This window comes from Sphingopyxis sp. 550A (genome assembly GCF_053569535.1).
In genome coordinates, this window is the sequence record NZ_CM131615.1 from 3,020,941 (window position 1) to 3,036,138 (window position 15,198).

General features: G+C 67.8%; 13 protein-coding genes. 2 read left to right on the forward strand and 11 right to left on the reverse strand.

What is annotated here, in order from left to right; genetic code table 11:
- Positions 1–2: 2 nt before the first annotated feature.
- The 11 genes from murD to ACVENA_RS14560 form a co-directional block, all read right to left on the reverse strand.
- Positions 3–1,310, reverse strand: a complete 1,308-nt coding sequence (gene murD, locus ACVENA_RS14510; protein ID WP_449325932.1) for a UDP-N-acetylmuramoyl-L-alanine--D-glutamate ligase — start codon at positions 1,308–1,310, stop codon at positions 3–5.
- Positions 1,307–2,377: a phospho-N-acetylmuramoyl-pentapeptide-transferase gene (mraY, locus tag ACVENA_RS14515; protein ID WP_449325933.1), complete on the reverse strand. Its 1,071-nt coding sequence runs from the start codon at positions 2,375–2,377 to the stop codon at positions 1,307–1,309. Before mraY ends, murD begins: the two co-directional genes overlap by 4 nt.
- The gene (locus ACVENA_RS14520) at positions 2,377–3,753 is read right to left on the reverse strand and encodes a UDP-N-acetylmuramoyl-tripeptide--D-alanyl-D-alanine ligase (protein ID WP_449325934.1); all 1,377 of its coding nucleotides are present in this window, start codon (positions 3,751–3,753) and stop codon (positions 2,377–2,379) included. Before ACVENA_RS14520 ends, mraY begins: the two co-directional genes overlap by 1 nt.
- Positions 3,750–5,189 carry a UDP-N-acetylmuramoyl-L-alanyl-D-glutamate--2,6-diaminopimelate ligase gene (locus ACVENA_RS14525; RefSeq protein WP_449325935.1) on the reverse strand — a complete coding sequence of 480 codons (1,440 nt, stop codon included), beginning with the start codon at positions 5,187–5,189 and terminating at the stop codon, positions 3,750–3,752. The genes ACVENA_RS14520 and ACVENA_RS14525 overlap by 4 nt, the downstream gene beginning before the upstream one ends.
- The gene (locus ACVENA_RS14530) at positions 5,189–6,883 is read right to left on the reverse strand and encodes a peptidoglycan D,D-transpeptidase FtsI family protein (RefSeq protein WP_449325936.1); all 1,695 of its coding nucleotides are present in this window, start codon (positions 6,881–6,883) and stop codon (positions 5,189–5,191) included. The genes ACVENA_RS14525 and ACVENA_RS14530 overlap by 1 nt, the downstream gene beginning before the upstream one ends.
- The gene (locus ACVENA_RS14535) at positions 6,880–7,494 is read right to left on the reverse strand and encodes a hypothetical protein (RefSeq protein WP_449325937.1); all 615 of its coding nucleotides are present in this window, start codon (positions 7,492–7,494) and stop codon (positions 6,880–6,882) included. Before ACVENA_RS14535 ends, ACVENA_RS14530 begins: the two co-directional genes overlap by 4 nt.
- On the reverse strand, positions 7,488–8,480 hold the full coding sequence (rsmH, locus tag ACVENA_RS14540; RefSeq protein ID WP_449325938.1) for a 16S rRNA (cytosine(1402)-N(4))-methyltransferase RsmH: 993 nt from the start codon (positions 8,478–8,480) through the stop codon (positions 7,488–7,490). Before rsmH ends, ACVENA_RS14535 begins: the two co-directional genes overlap by 7 nt.
- Positions 8,477–8,977, reverse strand: coding sequence for a division/cell wall cluster transcriptional repressor MraZ (locus ACVENA_RS14545; protein ID WP_449325939.1), 501 nt, complete (start codon positions 8,975–8,977; stop codon positions 8,477–8,479). Before ACVENA_RS14545 ends, rsmH begins: the two co-directional genes overlap by 4 nt.
- Before the next feature lie 296 nt (positions 8,978–9,273).
- On the reverse strand, positions 9,274–10,515 hold the full coding sequence (locus tag ACVENA_RS14550; RefSeq protein ID WP_449325940.1) for a Gldg family protein: 1,242 nt from the start codon (positions 10,513–10,515) through the stop codon (positions 9,274–9,276).
- Positions 10,512–10,859: a hypothetical protein gene (locus ACVENA_RS14555; RefSeq protein WP_257544191.1), complete on the reverse strand. Its 348-nt coding sequence runs from the start codon at positions 10,857–10,859 to the stop codon at positions 10,512–10,514. Before ACVENA_RS14555 ends, ACVENA_RS14550 begins: the two co-directional genes overlap by 4 nt.
- Positions 10,856–11,827, reverse strand: coding sequence for a cysteine synthase A (locus ACVENA_RS14560; RefSeq protein WP_257544193.1), 972 nt, complete (start codon positions 11,825–11,827; stop codon positions 10,856–10,858). Before ACVENA_RS14560 ends, ACVENA_RS14555 begins: the two co-directional genes overlap by 4 nt.
- Before the next feature lie 195 nt (positions 11,828–12,022).
- On the opposite strand from ACVENA_RS14560, the gene ACVENA_RS14565 reads away from it, so the two are divergent.
- On the forward strand, positions 12,023–14,095 hold the full coding sequence (locus ACVENA_RS14565; RefSeq protein ID WP_449325941.1) for a TonB-dependent receptor: 2,073 nt from the start codon (positions 12,023–12,025) through the stop codon (positions 14,093–14,095).
- A 412-nt stretch (positions 14,096–14,507) separates the two neighbouring features.
- Positions 14,508–15,134, forward strand: coding sequence for a 50S ribosomal protein L25/general stress protein Ctc (locus ACVENA_RS14570; RefSeq protein WP_257549582.1), 627 nt, complete (start codon positions 14,508–14,510; stop codon positions 15,132–15,134).
- Positions 15,135–15,198 lie beyond the last annotated feature (64 nt).

The window sequence follows — 15,198 nt, forward strand, 5'->3', positions numbered from 1 at the left end:
CCTCATCCATCTCCCAACGCTCGAACGAGGTCGCGGAACGCGTCGCCGCGCTGCTCATAGTCCCAGAACTGGTCGAACGACGCGCAGGCGGGCGAGAGCAGGACGATGTCGCCGGGCTCTGCCGCCGCCGCCGCATGCGCGACCGCGGTCGCGAGATCGCCTGCCCGGTCGATCGGGATCGCATCGCCGATCTCGGCCGCGAAAGCCTCGACCGCCTCGCCGATCAGATAAGCGCGCTTCACATGGCCGAACCAGGGACGGCAGGCGGACAGGCCGTCGCCCTTGGCCTGCCCGCCGGCGATCCAGTGCAGACGCTGGTCCGGCGCCGGCGGAAAGGCCGCCAGCGCCGGTGCAGCGGAAGCCGCGTTGGTCGCCTTGCTGTCGTTGTACCAGCTGGCGCCAGCGGCTTCGCCGACCCATTCCATGCGATGCGGGAGCGCCCGATAGGTGGCGAGCCCGCGTTCGATCTCTTCGTCGTTCAGCCCCAGCGTCCGGCAGACGGCGATCGCGCACACCGCGTTCTGCGCGTTGTGCGGTCCCTGCAGCGCGGGCCAGCGCGCCTGGTCGGCGGGATCGATGTCCTTTGCCGAGACGCGGTGGAGACGGTGATTGATGCGCCCGGCGATCATCCGCGACGGATCGTCGTCGACCGCGACGATCGCGACCTGATCGCGGTGCTGCAACGAAAACAGCCGCGCCTTCGACGCCGCATAGCCCGCGAAACCGTCGTAGCGGTCGAGGTGGTCGGGGGTCAGATTGGTCAGCACCGCGACGTCGCAGGCGAGACTGTGCGCGAGGTCGATCTGATAGCTCGACAATTCGAGCACATAGACCCCTCCCTCGGGCAAGGGATCGCGCGACAGGATCGGCAGGCCGATATTGCCGCCCATCAGCGCAGGCACCCCCGCGCTGTCGAGCATATGGGTGACGAGCGCGGTGACAGTCGACTTGCCGTTGGTGCCGGTGATGCCGACGACCTTGTGCGGCGGCAGATCGGGACGCGCTTCGGCGAACAGCTCGACGTCGCCGATCACCGGGACATGCGCCTCACGCGCGTGCGCGGCGATCGGGTGGCGGTTGAGCGGCACGCCCGGCGACACGACGACGCCCGCGAAACCGACGAGATCGATGGCGAGCGGATCGGCGATATCGGCGTTCAGCGCCATCGCCTCGTCGCGCGCTTCCTCACGGTCGTCCCACGCGGTGACGCCCGCGCCGCTGGCGACGAGCGCCTCGACGGTCGCCAGCCCCGAGCGCGCCAGCCCCAGCACCGCATAGCGGCGGCCGGCAAAGGCGCGCGACGTGATCACCGCAGCTTGAGCGTCGCGAGCCCCGCGAGCGCGAGGATGATCGAGACGATCCAGAAGCGAATGACGACGGTCGATTCGGGCCAGCCGAGCTGCTCGAAATGATGGTGGATCGGCGCCATGCGGAAAACGCGCTTGCCCGTTCTTTTGTACCAGAAGACCTGGATGATCACCGACAGCGCCTCGACCACGAACAGGCCGCCGACGAGGACGAGCACCAGCTCGTGCTGCGCGGTCACCGCGACCGTCGCGAGCGCACCGCCGAGCGCGAGGCTGCCGGTATCGCCCATGAACACCGCCGCTGGCGGCGCGTTGAACCACAGGAAGGCAAGGCACGCGCCGATGATCGCGGCGGCGAAGATCGCGAGTTCGCCGGCGCCGGGAACGTGCGGGATGCCGAGGTAGCCGGCGAATTTCACGTTACCCGACAGATAGACGATGACGAGGAAGGTCAGGCTGGCGATCATCACCGGAAAGGTCGCGAGCCCGTCGAGCCCGTCGGTCAGGTTCACCGCATTGCCGAAGCCGACGATCAGCACCATCGCGAAGATGTAATAAAAGGGTCCGAGCGGGATGTAGACGTCGTTGAAGAAGGGCAGATAGAGGTCGGTGCCGGTACGCGAAACGATCAGCAGCACCGCGACCGCGGCGATCGCGAACTCGATCAGCAGGCGCACGCGCCCGGGAATCCCGCGATGGCTGGCCTTGGTCACCTTGTCGAGATCGTCGAGGAATCCGACCGCCGCGAACCCGCCGGTAACGAACAGACACGCCCAGACGAAGCGGTTCGACAGGTCCATCCACAAGAGCGCGGAGATCATCAGCGAAATGAGGATCATCAGCCCGCCCATCGTCGGCGTGCCCTTTTTCGCGAGATGGCTTTGCGGGCCGTCGTCGCGGATCGGCTGCCCCTTCCCCTGCCGCATCCGCAGCATCAGGATGAAACGCGGCCCGATCCACAGGCCGATGATCAGCGCGGTCGCGACCGCGGCGCCCGAGCGGAAGCTCAGATAGCGGATGAGGTTCAAAGCCCCCGGAAAGCCCAGCCATTCCGCCAGCCAATATAACATCAATAATCCCCGTTGGTCAGCGCCGTCACCACATGCGACAGGCCGACGCTGTTCGATCCCTTGACCAGCACCGTGTCGCCGGGCCAGATCACGTCCTTCAGCCGCGCGGTCGCGGCCGGGTGGGCGGCCACATGCTCGAATTCGATGCGTCCCTCAAGCGCTTTGGCAAGCGGCGCCATCTCTTCGCCGACAAGCAGGGCGAACCGCACGCCCGCCGCGACGAGCGGAGCCGCGAGCGCGGTGTGATAGGCCTCGCCATCGGCGCCAAGCTCCTTCATCGCGCCCAGAATCGCAACCTTGCGGTCGCCGGATTCGGCCGCGAGCTGTTCGATCGTCGCGGCCATCGAAGCGGGATTGGCGTTATAGCTTTCGTCGATGACGAGGATCGAGCCGCCGGGCACCTGGACCCGGTGGCGCGCGCCGCGCCCGGCGAGCCCGCCCATCTCGGCAAAGGCCAGCCCCGCGGCGGGCAGGTCGCCGCCGACCGCCTTCACCGCAGCGAGCACCGCAAGCGCATTCGACACCCAATGCGCGCCCGCCTGCGCGATGGTGAAACAGAGCAGCGCATCCTGCACCTGCGCGGTGACGAGCGATCCGCCCTGCCCGTCGGGCAGCCAGTCGACCGCGCGGACGTCGGCGCCCTCGCCGAGCCCGAAGCTGACGATATGCGCGGCATGCTGCTCCGCCTTGGCGCGCAGCCGCGCATAATGCGGGCTGTCGAACGGCAGGATCGCGGTGCCGCCTGGTTCCAGCCCTTCGAAAATCTCGCCCTTCGCGTCGGCAATCGCCGCTTCGCTGCCGAAATATTCCATATGCGCGGGCGCGATGGTGGTGACGATCGCGACGTGCGGGCGCACCATGCGGGTCAGTTCGGCAAGCTCGCCCGCGTGATTCATCCCCATCTCGAACACGCCGAAATCGGCGGTCGACGGCATCCGCGCGAGGCTGAGCGGCACGCCGACGTGGTTGTTGTAGCTCTTGACCGAACGGTGCGCCTTGCCGGGGCGGAAGCGATCGAGCGCGGCGAACAGCGCCTCCTTCGTCCCGGTCTTGCCCGCCGATCCGGTGACGCCGATGATCCGCCCGTGACTGCGCGCGCGCGATGCGGTGCCGAGCGCGTTGAGCGCGGCGACGCTGTCGGCGACGCGGACATGCGGAAACTCGATGTCGGTCTCGCAGACGATACCCGCGGCGCCCGCCGCGATCGCCTTGTCGATGAACTTGTGACCGTCGGTCGCCTCGCCCTTCATCGCGATGAACAGGTCGCCCTTCGTCACCTCGCGCGAATCGAAGGCAACGCCCTGCACCGTGAAGTCGGCGCTGGCCGTCCCTCCCGTAGCAGCCGCGATAGCGCGTGCGGTCCACAGCGGATTCATGCCGCCTCCTCGCGCGCGACCGCGACATCGTCGAAGGGAAGGATGCGCATCGCCTCGCCGCGCCCGACGATCTGGCCCTGCTCGTGACCCTTGCCCGCAATGCAGACGATGTCGTCGGCGCGCGCCTCGATGATCGCGGCGGCGATCGCGGCGCGGCGGTCACCGATGATCTGGGCATCCGGCGCGCCCTCGGCGATCGCGGCGCGGATCGCGGCGGCATCTTCGCCGCGCGGATTGTCGTCGGTGATGATCAGGACGTCGGCCTTGGCGGCGGCGACCCGGCCCATTTCGGCGCGCTTCGCCTGGTCGCGGTCGCCGCCGGCGCCGAAGACGAGGATCAGCCGGCCCGCGGCGTGCGGGCGGAGCGCGTCGAGCGCGGCTTCGATCGCATCGGGCGTATGTGCATAATCGACATAGACAGGTGCGCCCGCCCGCGTGATCGCTGCGCGTTCCAGCCGCCCGCGCACCGGCTGGAGCCGCGCGAGATTGGCGAGCGTCTGCTGCACGTCGCCGCCGGTCGCGATCACCAGCCCGGCCGCGACGAGCGCATTGGCGACCTGATAGGCGCCGATCAGCGGCAGCGTGACCTTCTGCGCCAACGCCCCCGCCTGGATCAGCAGCGACTGGCCGAGCTGGGTCGGCTCGCGCGAGACAAGGCGCAAATCCTCGCCGTGCGTGCCGACGGTCAGCGTGCGGAGGCCGCGCTGCTTCGCCGCATATTCGGCGGCGGGCGACCATATATCGTCGTTCCAGATGACGGCCGTGCCGTCGGCGTCGACAACCTCGCGGAACAGCCGCATCTTCGCGGCCATATAGCTGTCCATATCGCCATGATAATCGAGATGATCGTGGCTGAGGTTGGTGAAGGCGGCCGCCTTCACGCGCAATCCCTCGGTGCGATACTGGTCGAGGCCGTGGCTCGACGCCTCGAACGCCGCGTGGGTCACGCCTTCGGCCGCGAGGCCCGACATGTTCGAGAGGAAGGTGACGATGTCGGGCGTCGTCAGCCCGGTCGCGGCGCTGTCGTTCGAGGTGGTGATGCCGAGCGTGCCGATCGACGCGGCGTGAAAGCCCGCCATGCGCCAGAGCTGACGCGTCATCTCGACCGTCGAGGTCTTGCCGTTGGTGCCGGTCACCGCGACGCAGGTCGCGGGAAAGCGGTGAAAGAAGCGCGCGGCGATATGCGCGAAGGCGCGGCGCGGATTGGCGTCGGCGATGTGGACCGCCCCCTCGACCTTCGCCTCGGCCCGCGCGACGACGGCGATCGCCCCGGCCTCGACGGCGGCGGGGATGAAATCCTCGCCATTGAATCTCTCGCCGACGAAGGCGCCGAAGATCGTGCCCGGGGCAACCTTGCGATGGTCGATCGCGAGCCCGGTCACCACCGGGTCCGCCCCTGCCAGACCATGATCGCCTGTCAGCGCGGACAGGCGCATTATTCGCTTTCCCCGTTCTTCCAGAGCAGCGGGGTCAGTTCGGACACGTCGACGTCGCGGCTTTCGTCGGGGAAGACGCCGAGCATCGGACCCGCGCGCATCACCACCTTCTTAACCACCGGCGCGACGGTATAGCCCGCGGTACGCTGGCCCGAACTGAAGGCATTGCCCTTCGGCTCGTCGATCATCGCGATGACGACGTAGCGCGGATTGTCCATCGGGAAAACGGCGGCGAAGGTCGAGACGAGCGAGTGACGGCGATAGCCGCCCGCGCCCGGCTTTTCAGCGCTACCGGTCTTGCCGCCGACGCGAAAGCCCGGCGCGTCGGCCTGGCGGCCGGTGCCGTCCGAGACGATCAGGCGAAGGAGCTGGCGCATCCGCGCGCTCGTCGACGCCTTGAAGACGCGATGCCCCTGCGGCGGTGCCTTGTCGCCGAGCTTCACAATCGTCGCGGGGCGCCAGATGCCGCCGTTGACGAGCGCGGCATAGGCATTTGCGAGATGCAGCGGCGTCACCGCGATGCCGTGGCCGTAGCTGGTCGTCATCGTCGACAGCCGGCCCCATTCCCTGGGCCACAGCGGAAAGGCGCGTTCCTTGAGTTCGATGGCCGGACGCTTGTTGAATTCGATGCTGCGGAACATCGCCTCCATCTTTTCCTTGCCGAGCTGGTCGGCGATCTGCGCGGTCACGATGTTCGAGCTGTGGATCAGCGTCTCGGGCACGTTGAGCCAGCGTCCCATCATGTGCGAATCGCGAATATGAAATCCCGCGATCGCGAGCGGCTTGGTCGCGTCGTAGCGTTTCGCCATGCTGGTCACGACGCCGCTGTCGATCGCCGCGCCGATCGACAGCGGCTTGATGACCGATCCCAGCTCATAAAGATTATAGGTCACCGCGTTGCGGCGCGCGGCCATGTCGCCGGCGATCAGCTTGTTCGGATTATAGGTCGGCAGCGAGGTCATCGCCAGCACCTCGCCGGTGTGGACGTCGAGGATGATGCCCGCGCCGCCGATCGCCTCCAGATTGGTCACCGCGTTGCCGAGCTCGCTTTCGAGCACGCCCTGAACGCGCGCGTCGATCGACAGCGCCAGCGGCTCGCCGCGCGTCGCCTTGTCGGTCAGCTGCTTGTCGAACGCGCCTTCGACCCCGGTGACGCCGTGCCCCTCGGCATCGGTGAAGCCCAGCACCTGCGCCGCGAGGCTGAGCTGGGGATAAAGCCGCTCCTTTTCGCGCGGAAAGTCGAATCCGACATCGCCGATCGCGTTCACCGCCGCGACCTGATCGGGCAGCGCGCGGCGGCGGATGTAGGTCGGGCGCGGACCGCTGAGCTTCGCCAGAAACTCCTCGCGCGGGGTATCGGGAAAGATCTTGACCAGCTCGTCGGCCAGATATTGCCGATTGTTGAGCAGCTTCTCCGGCACGACGCGGATCGAATAGCCGTCGATCGTCCGCGCGAGCGGCACACCGTTGCGGTCGACGATGTCGGCGCGCGCGGGAATGAAAGTCGCCGCGCCATCGCCATGCCCCGACGAGGTATCGAACAGCGCGAAAAACAGCAGGCGCATCGAAATCAGGAAAAAGGCCGCCATGAACAACAGCATGAGCATCATCAGCCGCTGCTGCGCGGTCAGCAATATCTGCTGCCGCACTCCAGCGGTGCGCACCCGGGCCGGACGGACGACCAGCGTGTTCATGGAGCGGTCTTGCCTCCCGCCGCTTCGCGCGCCGCGGCGCGCTTGAGGTCGGCGAGCGTCGATTCGGCGAGCAACTGATCCTCGATCATCTTGAGCTGTTCGCGGCGGCGGGTCGGCGCCATGCGCGGCGGCGAATCGCTCTGCACGGCGGTTTCGGCCTGCGCGAGAACGACGGGCTTTTCAGCCGCGGGCTTGGTCGCCGGCTTTTCGGCGGCGGTCGTGGCCGACGCGGGGGTGCCGACCGGGCTCGCTCCCACCGGGCTCACCATCGCCATCAGCACCGGCGCGACCTCGTTGGCGCCGCGCGCGCGCGGCAGGCCGTCGAGCGAGGCGAGTTGACGCTCGCTCTCCAGATATTGCGAAGCCGACGGCGCCGAATAGCCGAAGCTGTCGGCGTTCCACTGTTCGAGCTGGCGCATCGAGGCGCGCACCGCGAGTTCGGATTCGAGATAGCGGATATTCGCCTGCGTCCGGTCGATCTGGCGCTCGATCCGCGTCAGTTCGCTGCGCGTCGCCGCGACCTTCAGCGAGACCGGATAAAGCGCCATCGCGAAGAGGAGCACGAGCAGGACCAGGCCGATTCCCTGGAGCTTGCGGGCCGCCATCAGCATGACATGGACTCCTTCTTGATCGATGAACCGGGCCAGGCCGGGGCCGCGGTGCGCACCGCGCTGCGCAGCGTTGCAGAGCGTGCGCGGGGATTGCGCGCCTCTTCCGCCTTCGACGGGCGCACCTTGCGCGCGGGCGGATCGAAAGTTGCGGCCCGCGCCGGAGATTGGAGCGCGGGCCGGTGGCGCGATCCGCCGGCGTCGCCGCCGCTGCGTGCGCGCAGGAAATTCTTGACGATGCGGTCTTCGCTGCTGTGGAAGCTGACCACCGCGAGACGGCCGCCGGGACGCAGCACGCGCTCGGCGGCGGCAAGCCCCTCGGCCAGTTCGTCGAGTTCGCCGTTGATGTGGATGCGGATCGCCTGGAAACTTTTGGTCGCGGGATCCTTGGGCGCGCCGGGCGGATGGCGAAGCGCCTTGCGGATCACCGTCGCCAGTTCGCCGGTGCGCGACAGCGGCCGCGCCGCGACGATCGCGCGCGCGACGCGGCGCGACTGGCGCTCGTCGCCATAATGATAGAGGACGTCGGCGATCTCCTCCTCATCGGCGCGATTGAGCCACTCGGCGGCGCTTTCGCCCTCCTGCGCCATGCGCATGTCGAGCGGGCCGTCCTTTTGGAAGGAAAAGCCCCGCGCGTCGCGGTCGAGCTGCATCGACGATACGCCGATGTCGAAAGTGATGCCGTCGACCGTTTCGATCCCGCGCTCGGCGAGCAGCCGGTCGATCTCGCCGAAGCGGCCGTGGATCAGCGTCAGCCGGCCATCGGCCTCGGCGACCAGCGCCTGCCCTTCGGCGATCGCGTCGGGGTCGCGGTCGCACGCGATCACCGCGGCGCCCGCCGACAGCATCGCGCGCGTATAGCCGCCGGCGCCGAAGGTCGCATCGACGTGGCGCTCGCCGGGGGCGATGGCAAGAGCGGCGATGACTTCTTCGCGGAGGACCGGATCGTGCCGAGGATCTCGGGGCAGGTCTCGGGGGAGTTCGGTCACTTTCGCGCCTTCCCCCTGGTCTGTTCCCAGGCCCCGGCCAATCGCCGCAGCACCGGATCGGCCTCGGCGCATTCGGCGAGCGTCGGCAGCCACCATATCTCGAAGCGGCGGCCCGACCCGACGAAGGCGGTCGCGCCCGCCTCGCCCACGCGGTCGCGCGCGGTGAAATTGGGCAGGAAGCGCCCACTGTCGTCGAGGGTATAGGCCTCGGTATAGCTGAAGCGCTTCTTGAACGCCTCGTCCTCGTCGAAATCGAGGTTGCGGGTCAGCGCGGTGTCGCGGTCGCGCTCGATCTCGTCCGACAGGCGATCGTACTGATCCTGCCCATAGGCGACGAGGCACGGCAGCTTTTCGTGGAAGCCGACCCAAAGCACGCGCTGGCCGTCCGCATTGAGGGGCACATTGTTGCGGAACTGCGAGGGGACGGCGATGCGTCCCTTGCCATCGATCGCGGCAAAGTTGGTGCCCGAATAACGGCCGGGCGTCACAACTGCCATCGCTGAAGCCCCCTGTCTCGCGCCACCGGGCAATATTTCCCTGCGCCCGGAATCGACAGATTCGGGCCGAAAGACTCAGGCGGAGATTGCCCCTCTCCGATTCCTGCCTATCAAGACTCCATCGGGGTGGAAAGGGGTATTTTAGGGTGAGATAGGGATATTACGCCCCAAATAGGTGATTTCGCGATGAAATGAGCGCCAAAACGGGTCCGGACGCCGCAATGCAGGGCCCGAGGCATGGGAATGAGAGGAGAATCGATCGCGGAAGCGGCCGGGAAGTCGTTGCTTTCGCCTGCCTATTCGCCCGCCTGTTCGATGGCACGAATCCACAAGGGTCGCAGGATTGCCTGCCTGCCGCGCGGCCAGAGGGACGCGGCGAGCCATTCCATCGTGTCGGCCCGCCGCAGATGCGCCGCCCAGTCGGGCGCGGCCCTCCAGAGCGGCGCGAAGATCAGATCGGCGTCGCCGACGAGCCAGGCCTCGCCCCGGTCGATGCGGCAATGGAGGATGCGGCGGCCGGCATGGGCCTGACAGGTGGCGGGAAACCGCTCGAACTGCCCCGCGCTGAACAGGCGCAGCCGCGCGCCGTCGATATCGATCGCCAGCGGCCCCCGCTCGCCTGCCGGAGCGGCGCCGAGCGTCACGCCCCAATGATCGAGCAGCGGGGTCAGCAGGCTGGTGACCGGCGGATTGCGCGGATCGCCGAGCGGGTGGCGCGCCGGCCAGCCCGACAGGGCGTCGGCGAGGATGACCGCGCGCCCGCCCCCACGTACGAAAGCATCGACGGCGACAAGCTCGCGCGGCGCGAGCGCGCGCGGATGCGCGAGGAACAGCGTGCCGCCCGGCGCGGGCGGATGGTCGATCAGGCTGTCGATCAGGCGCACCGGCCCCGCCGCCTCGATCCGCTGCAAGGCCGGGTCGTCGCTCATGCCTTGCGCGATCATCGCCGCCATGTCGCCATCCGCCGACCAGCGCAGCGGCAGGCCGGTGAGCATGGTGACGGGGGCGCCCGCGGCGGGTGGAGCGCGATAGAGAGCGGCGAGCAGCAGATGCGACCCGGCAAACCAGACCCCGATAAGCAACAGCGCAACCATGCCTCGCACCGCCCTGCCCACCCGCCACCGCGCCAGATGGGCGGCAAGCCACGCGACCAGCACGGCCCCGACACCAACCAGCCCCAGTTGCGCCCAAGGCATTTGCCCCGCGAGCAGCAGAGCAAGAATCGCCTGCGCCGGCAGGAGCAGGAGCACCACGACAAGAAAGCCGTGTTCCCCCGCGAAGGCGGGGGTCCGTCTCCGGTCGGCGCTATCTCGGTCCGGCCGGAGATGGGTCCCCGCCTTCGCGGGGCCACGCAGCTTGTTTTCGCGAGCTTGTCGCCATCGCTCCAGAAGCACCAGCACCAACGCCAGCCACGGCAAAACCAGCGCCGGATCGATCCGCCCGAGCGCCGCCTGCCCGCCCGCGACCCATGCCAGCACAAGCAGCACCGACACCGCAACGGCGGCGTCGAGCGCAGCCGGGCGGCGGCGCGCGGTCACTGTTTCGATTGGCGGGCCCGCGCGAGCGCTGGATCGGGTTCGAGGTCGGGAACCGCGGGAGCCGGCTGCGGCGCCTTGACGCCGCCGACCTCATTCTGGTCCTTCGACACCGGCTGCACGCCCAGTTCCTCAAGCGGCGCGCTGCCGGCCTTCGCGGCATCGAGCGGCGCCATCTGCGTCGTCGCTGGGGCCTCCTGCGCCGCATTCTGGCGCGCGCGATCGCCGATGAGCCCCGCCATGCCGACGAGCAGCAGCACGGTCAGCAAACCGGCAATCCCGATCTGAAGCCGGCGCATCGAATCATTCACCGGCGCGGGCGGGGTCGTCGCGGAGGGTCCGGTCATGCCGCCAGCCCTTTGCTCGCGAGCCATTCGGGATTGTAGAGCGTCGACAGATAGCGAAAGCCGCTGTCGCAGAGGATCGTCGCGATCCGCTTGCCCGGCCCGAGCTGCCGCGCCAGCGCCATCGCGCCCGCGACGTTGATCCCCGACGACAGGCCGAGGCACAGCCCCTCCTCATCGAGCAACTGGCGCACGACCTTCAGCCCCTCTTCGTCAGAGATGCGGAACTGGGTGTCGATCGGCGCCCCTTCCAGATTGGCGGTGATGCGGTTCTGCCCGATGCCTTCCGCGACGCTCGATCCTTCAGGCTTCAACTCGCCGCACTGATAATAATTATACAGCCCGGCACCGTGCGGATCGGTGAGCGCGACGGTGATGGCGGCATCCTTGGCCTTGAGGCCCAGCCCCGTCCCGGCGATCGTCCCGCCGGTGCCCGCGGCGCAGGTGAAGCCGTCGATGCGGCCGTCCATCTGCTCCCATATCTCCTCGGCGGTGCCGAAGATATGCGCCTTGCGGTTGGCGATATTGTCGAACTGGTTCGCCCAGATCGCATTGTCGGTTTCCTCGGCGATGCGGCGCGAGGTGTGGACGAAATGGCCGGGGTTGGCAAAGGGCGCGGGAGGCACGAGCACAAGCTCGGCGCCGAGCGCGCGGATCGTCGCCATCTTCTCGGCGCTCTGGTTGTCGGGCATGACGATGATCGTCTTGTAGCCCAAGGCATTGCCGACGAGCGCGAGCCCGATGCCGGTGTTGCCCGCCGTCCCCTCGACGATCGTCCCGCCGGGGCGCAGGCTGCCGTTCGCTTCGGCATCGCGGACGATATAGAGTGCGGCGCGGTCCTTCACCGATCCGCCGGGGTTGGCATATTCGCACTTGCCCCAGATTTCGCATCCCGTCGCCTTGCTGGGGCCTTCGAGCAGGACGAGCGGGGTGTTGCCGATGAGGTCCAGGCTGGTTTTGGCAATAGTCATGCCCTTGATCTAGGACCGCCGCCCCAGCGCCGCAAGACAGCTTCGCTTGCCCCAAGCACAGGCCCACTTCGTCGACCAACGGGGCACGAGCGCCGACGAACGGCATCCATCGTCGCTGCACAACCCTTGTCATTGTAACAGTATATCATTACTGGCGTCGGCGACTTGCCGTCCCGAACAACAGGAATCCCCTTCATGCGCCTTCTCTCCTCCACCGGTTTCACGCTCGCCCTGATGATCGCCGCCCCCGCCTTTGCGCAGGATGCCGCGCCGCAGCCGACCGGCGACGACGATTATCACACCGACCAGGCGATCGTCGTCACCGCGCCCTACGTCCGCAGCCTCGACATCCTCGGCAATGTCTCGGTGATGGAGGGCGAGAAGCTGGCGCAGGATATCCGCGGCCAGATCGGCGACACGCTCGCCGCACAGCCCGGTGTTTCATCGAGCAGCTTCTCCCCCGGCGCCTCGCGCCCGATCCTGCGCGGCTTTTCGGGCGAGCGCGCGGCGGTGCTGGTCGACGGGCTCGGCGCGATCGACGCCTCCTCGACCTCGGCCGACCATGCGGTGTCGATCGATCCGCTGACCGCCGAGCGCATCGAGATCCTGCGTGGCCCCTCGGTGCTGCTCTTTTCGAGCCAGGCGGTCGGCGGCGCGGTCAATGTCTTCGACCGCCGCATCCCGCGCAGCATTCCCGAAAGCCCCTTCCACCTCGATGCGCTCGCGAGCTACGGCACCGCCGCCGACGACAAGAGCATCGGCGCCTCGATCGACGTGCCGGTCGGCCAGCGCTTCGTCGTCCACGCCGACGGCAATTATCGCGATTCGAACAATGTCCGCGTCGGCGGGCTGATCTATGCCCCTGCCCTGCGCGCGCATCTGCTCGACCTCGCGGCCGACGCGACCGCCGACGGCGATGCCGACGAGGCGGCGCGGCTGACCGACGCCGCGAACAGCCGCGGCAAGGTGCCGAACAGCCAGAGCACCAGCAAAAGCGCCGGCGTCGGCGCCGCCTTCATCGACGACGGCGGCTCGCTCGGGATCAGCTTCGGCTATCTCGCGGATGAATATGGCATCCCGCCGCGCGCCGACATCGACGAGGTGCCGACGATCAAGGCGCGCCAGTATCGCGTCGACTTGCGCGGCGAGGTCGAGCTCGGCGACGGACTGTTCGAGAAATTGCGCGTGCGCGGCGCCTATGCCGACTATGCCCATACCGAATTCGACGATGGCGAGCCCGGAACCCGCTTCACCAACCGCGGCATCGAGGCGCGCGCCGAACTGGCGCAGAACGACCGCGGCGGCTGGCGCGGCGCGAGCGGCGTCCAGTACAGCTTCCGAGACTTCGCGGCGATCGGCGACGAAGCCTTCCTGCCCGCGAACGAAACGACGCGCATCGCGGCCTTCACGCTGCAGGAACTCGAACGCGGTCCGGTGACACTCGAAGGTGCGCTGCGCCTCGAAAAGTCCCAGGTCCGCGCCGAAAGCATCGGCTTCGACCGCTCGTTCAGCAGCCTGTCGGGTGCGGCTGGGCTCAGCTATCAGCTCGCCGATGGGCTCAAGGCCAGCGTCTCGATCTCGCGCAGCGAGCGCGCGCCCTCGGCCGAAGAACTGCTGTCCGACGGCCCGCACGCGGCGACCCTGACCTATGAGCGCGGCAATCCGAATTTCGCCAAGGAAACGAGCTGGGGCGGCGAAGCCTCGCTGAAGTTCAAGCGCGACGGCTGGTCGGCGGGGCTGACCGGCTATGCGAGCCGGTTCGACAATTTCATCTATGAAACCGACACTGGCCTGATCGCCGACGATCTGCCCCTGTTCGAGTTCCGCCAGAACAAGGCACGCGTCTGGGGTTTCGAGTTCGAGGGCGCCGCGCCGCTCGCGCAGATCGGCGGCTTCCATATCGGCGCCGACGCGACCGCCGACATGACGCGCGCGAAGATCGTCGACGGTCCCTATGTCCCGCGCATCCCGCCGCTGCGCATCCGCGGCGGGCTGGAGGCATCGAGCGAGCGGCTCGACGCGCGCGCCGAGGTCGAATGGACCGACGACCAGACCCGCATCGCGGCGTTCGAGACGCCGACCAAGGGCTTCACTTTGGTCAACGCCTCGCTGACCTGGCGCCCGCTTCCCGAAACCCGGCACCTGTCGCTGACGCTCGCCGCCGACAATATCTTCGACGTCGACGCGCGGCGCCACGCCAGCTTCACCAAGGATTATGTGCCGCTCGCCGGCCGCGACATCCGGATCACGGCGCGCGCGAGTTTCTAGCAGGAGGCCCCTTTGGGGTGGGGAGCGGCCATAAAGCCCTCTCCCCTTCAGGGGAGAGGGTTGGGAGAGGGGGAGGCGTCCACGCCCCTCTCAACTCCGGCTAGCCGGTAAACCGGCAAGCCTGCGTATCTCTCCCCTGAAGGGGAGAGAGCCGCCATGAGCAATAGCTTCCGGTCGCTTTCAGACTTTCGTCACCCCGGACTTGATCCGGGGTCTCGCTTGTCACCGTTGCCGAGCGGGACCCCGGATCAAGTCCGGGGTGACGAACAGGGATGGGGCCGCTCCCGGTCGAGAAGTGGCCATCCCCCTCCCCGCTTGCATTTCCGCCGCTTCCCCGCTATGCGCCCGCGCTTCCGTCATGGTCATCCCTGGAGGCGTGGCGGAACTGTGTAACCGAACTCGGAGAATAACTATGAGCGATCAGCTGACGCTGACGGCCGAGACGCGCGAACGCGGAGGCAAGGGAGCCTCGCGCGAGCTGCGTCGTAATGGCCGCGTCCCCGCCGTCGTCTATGGCGGCAAGGAAGAACCCCTGATGATCCACGTCGAGGAAAAGCTGCTGATGAAGCAGCTGATGACGGGTCACTTCATGAACTCGGTCGTGATGATCGACGTCGACGGCAAGAGCATTCGCACGCTGCCGAAGGACGTCGCTTTCCATCCGGTCAAGGATCGTCCGATCCACGCCGACTTCCTGCGCATTTCGAAGGACGCCAAGGTCCATGTCGAAGTGCCGGTCGTGTTCGCGAACGAAGAAGCCTCGCCCGGCCTGAAGCGCGGCGGCGTGCTTAACATCGTTCGCCACGAGCTGGAACTGGTCTGCGAAGCGGACAAGATCCCCGACGAGATCACGATCGACGTCACCGGTTTCGATGTCGGCGATTCGATCCACATCAGCAATGTGACACTGCCGAAGGGCAGCGAAAGCGCGATCACCGACCGCGACTTCACCATCGCGACCATCGTCGCCCCGTCGGCGCTCAAGTCGAGCGACGGCGACACGACGAAGGACGAGGGCGAAGCCGCCGAAGAGGCTTGATCGCCTGAATAGGAATAAAGAGCAGCGTGCACCCGCGAAGGCGGGTGCCCATCACCGGACGGCT

Bases quoted from the DNA above. Each gene is read 5' to 3' on its own strand.
- ACVENA_RS14520 (WP_449325934.1), bottom strand. From the start codon at position 3,753: ATGAATCCGCTGTGGACCGCACGCGCTATCGCGGCTGCTACGGGAGGG.
- ACVENA_RS14555 (WP_257544191.1), bottom strand. From the start codon at position 10,859: ATGACCGGACCCTCCGCGACGACCCCGCCCGCGCCGGTGAATGATTCG.
- ACVENA_RS14570 (WP_257549582.1), top strand. From the start codon at position 14,508: ATGAGCGATCAGCTGACGCTGACGGCCGAGACGCGCGAACGCGGAGGC.
- ACVENA_RS14530 (WP_449325936.1), bottom strand. From the start codon at position 6,883: ATGAACACGCTGGTCGTCCGTCCGGCCCGGGTGCGCACCGCTGGAGTG.
- mraY (WP_449325933.1), bottom strand. From the start codon at position 2,377: ATGTTATATTGGCTGGCGGAATGGCTGGGCTTTCCGGGGGCTTTGAAC.
- ACVENA_RS14565 (WP_449325941.1), top strand. From the start codon at position 12,023: ATGCGCCTTCTCTCCTCCACCGGTTTCACGCTCGCCCTGATGATCGCC.
- ACVENA_RS14560 (WP_257544193.1), bottom strand. From the start codon at position 11,827: ATGACTATTGCCAAAACCAGCCTGGACCTCATCGGCAACACCCCGCTC.
- ACVENA_RS14535 (WP_449325937.1), bottom strand. From the start codon at position 7,494: ATGCTGATGGCGGCCCGCAAGCTCCAGGGAATCGGCCTGGTCCTGCTC.
- ACVENA_RS14545 (WP_449325939.1), bottom strand. From the start codon at position 8,977: ATGGCAGTTGTGACGCCCGGCCGTTATTCGGGCACCAACTTTGCCGCG.
- ACVENA_RS14525 (WP_449325935.1), bottom strand. From the start codon at position 5,189: ATGCGCCTGTCCGCGCTGACAGGCGATCATGGTCTGGCAGGGGCGGAC.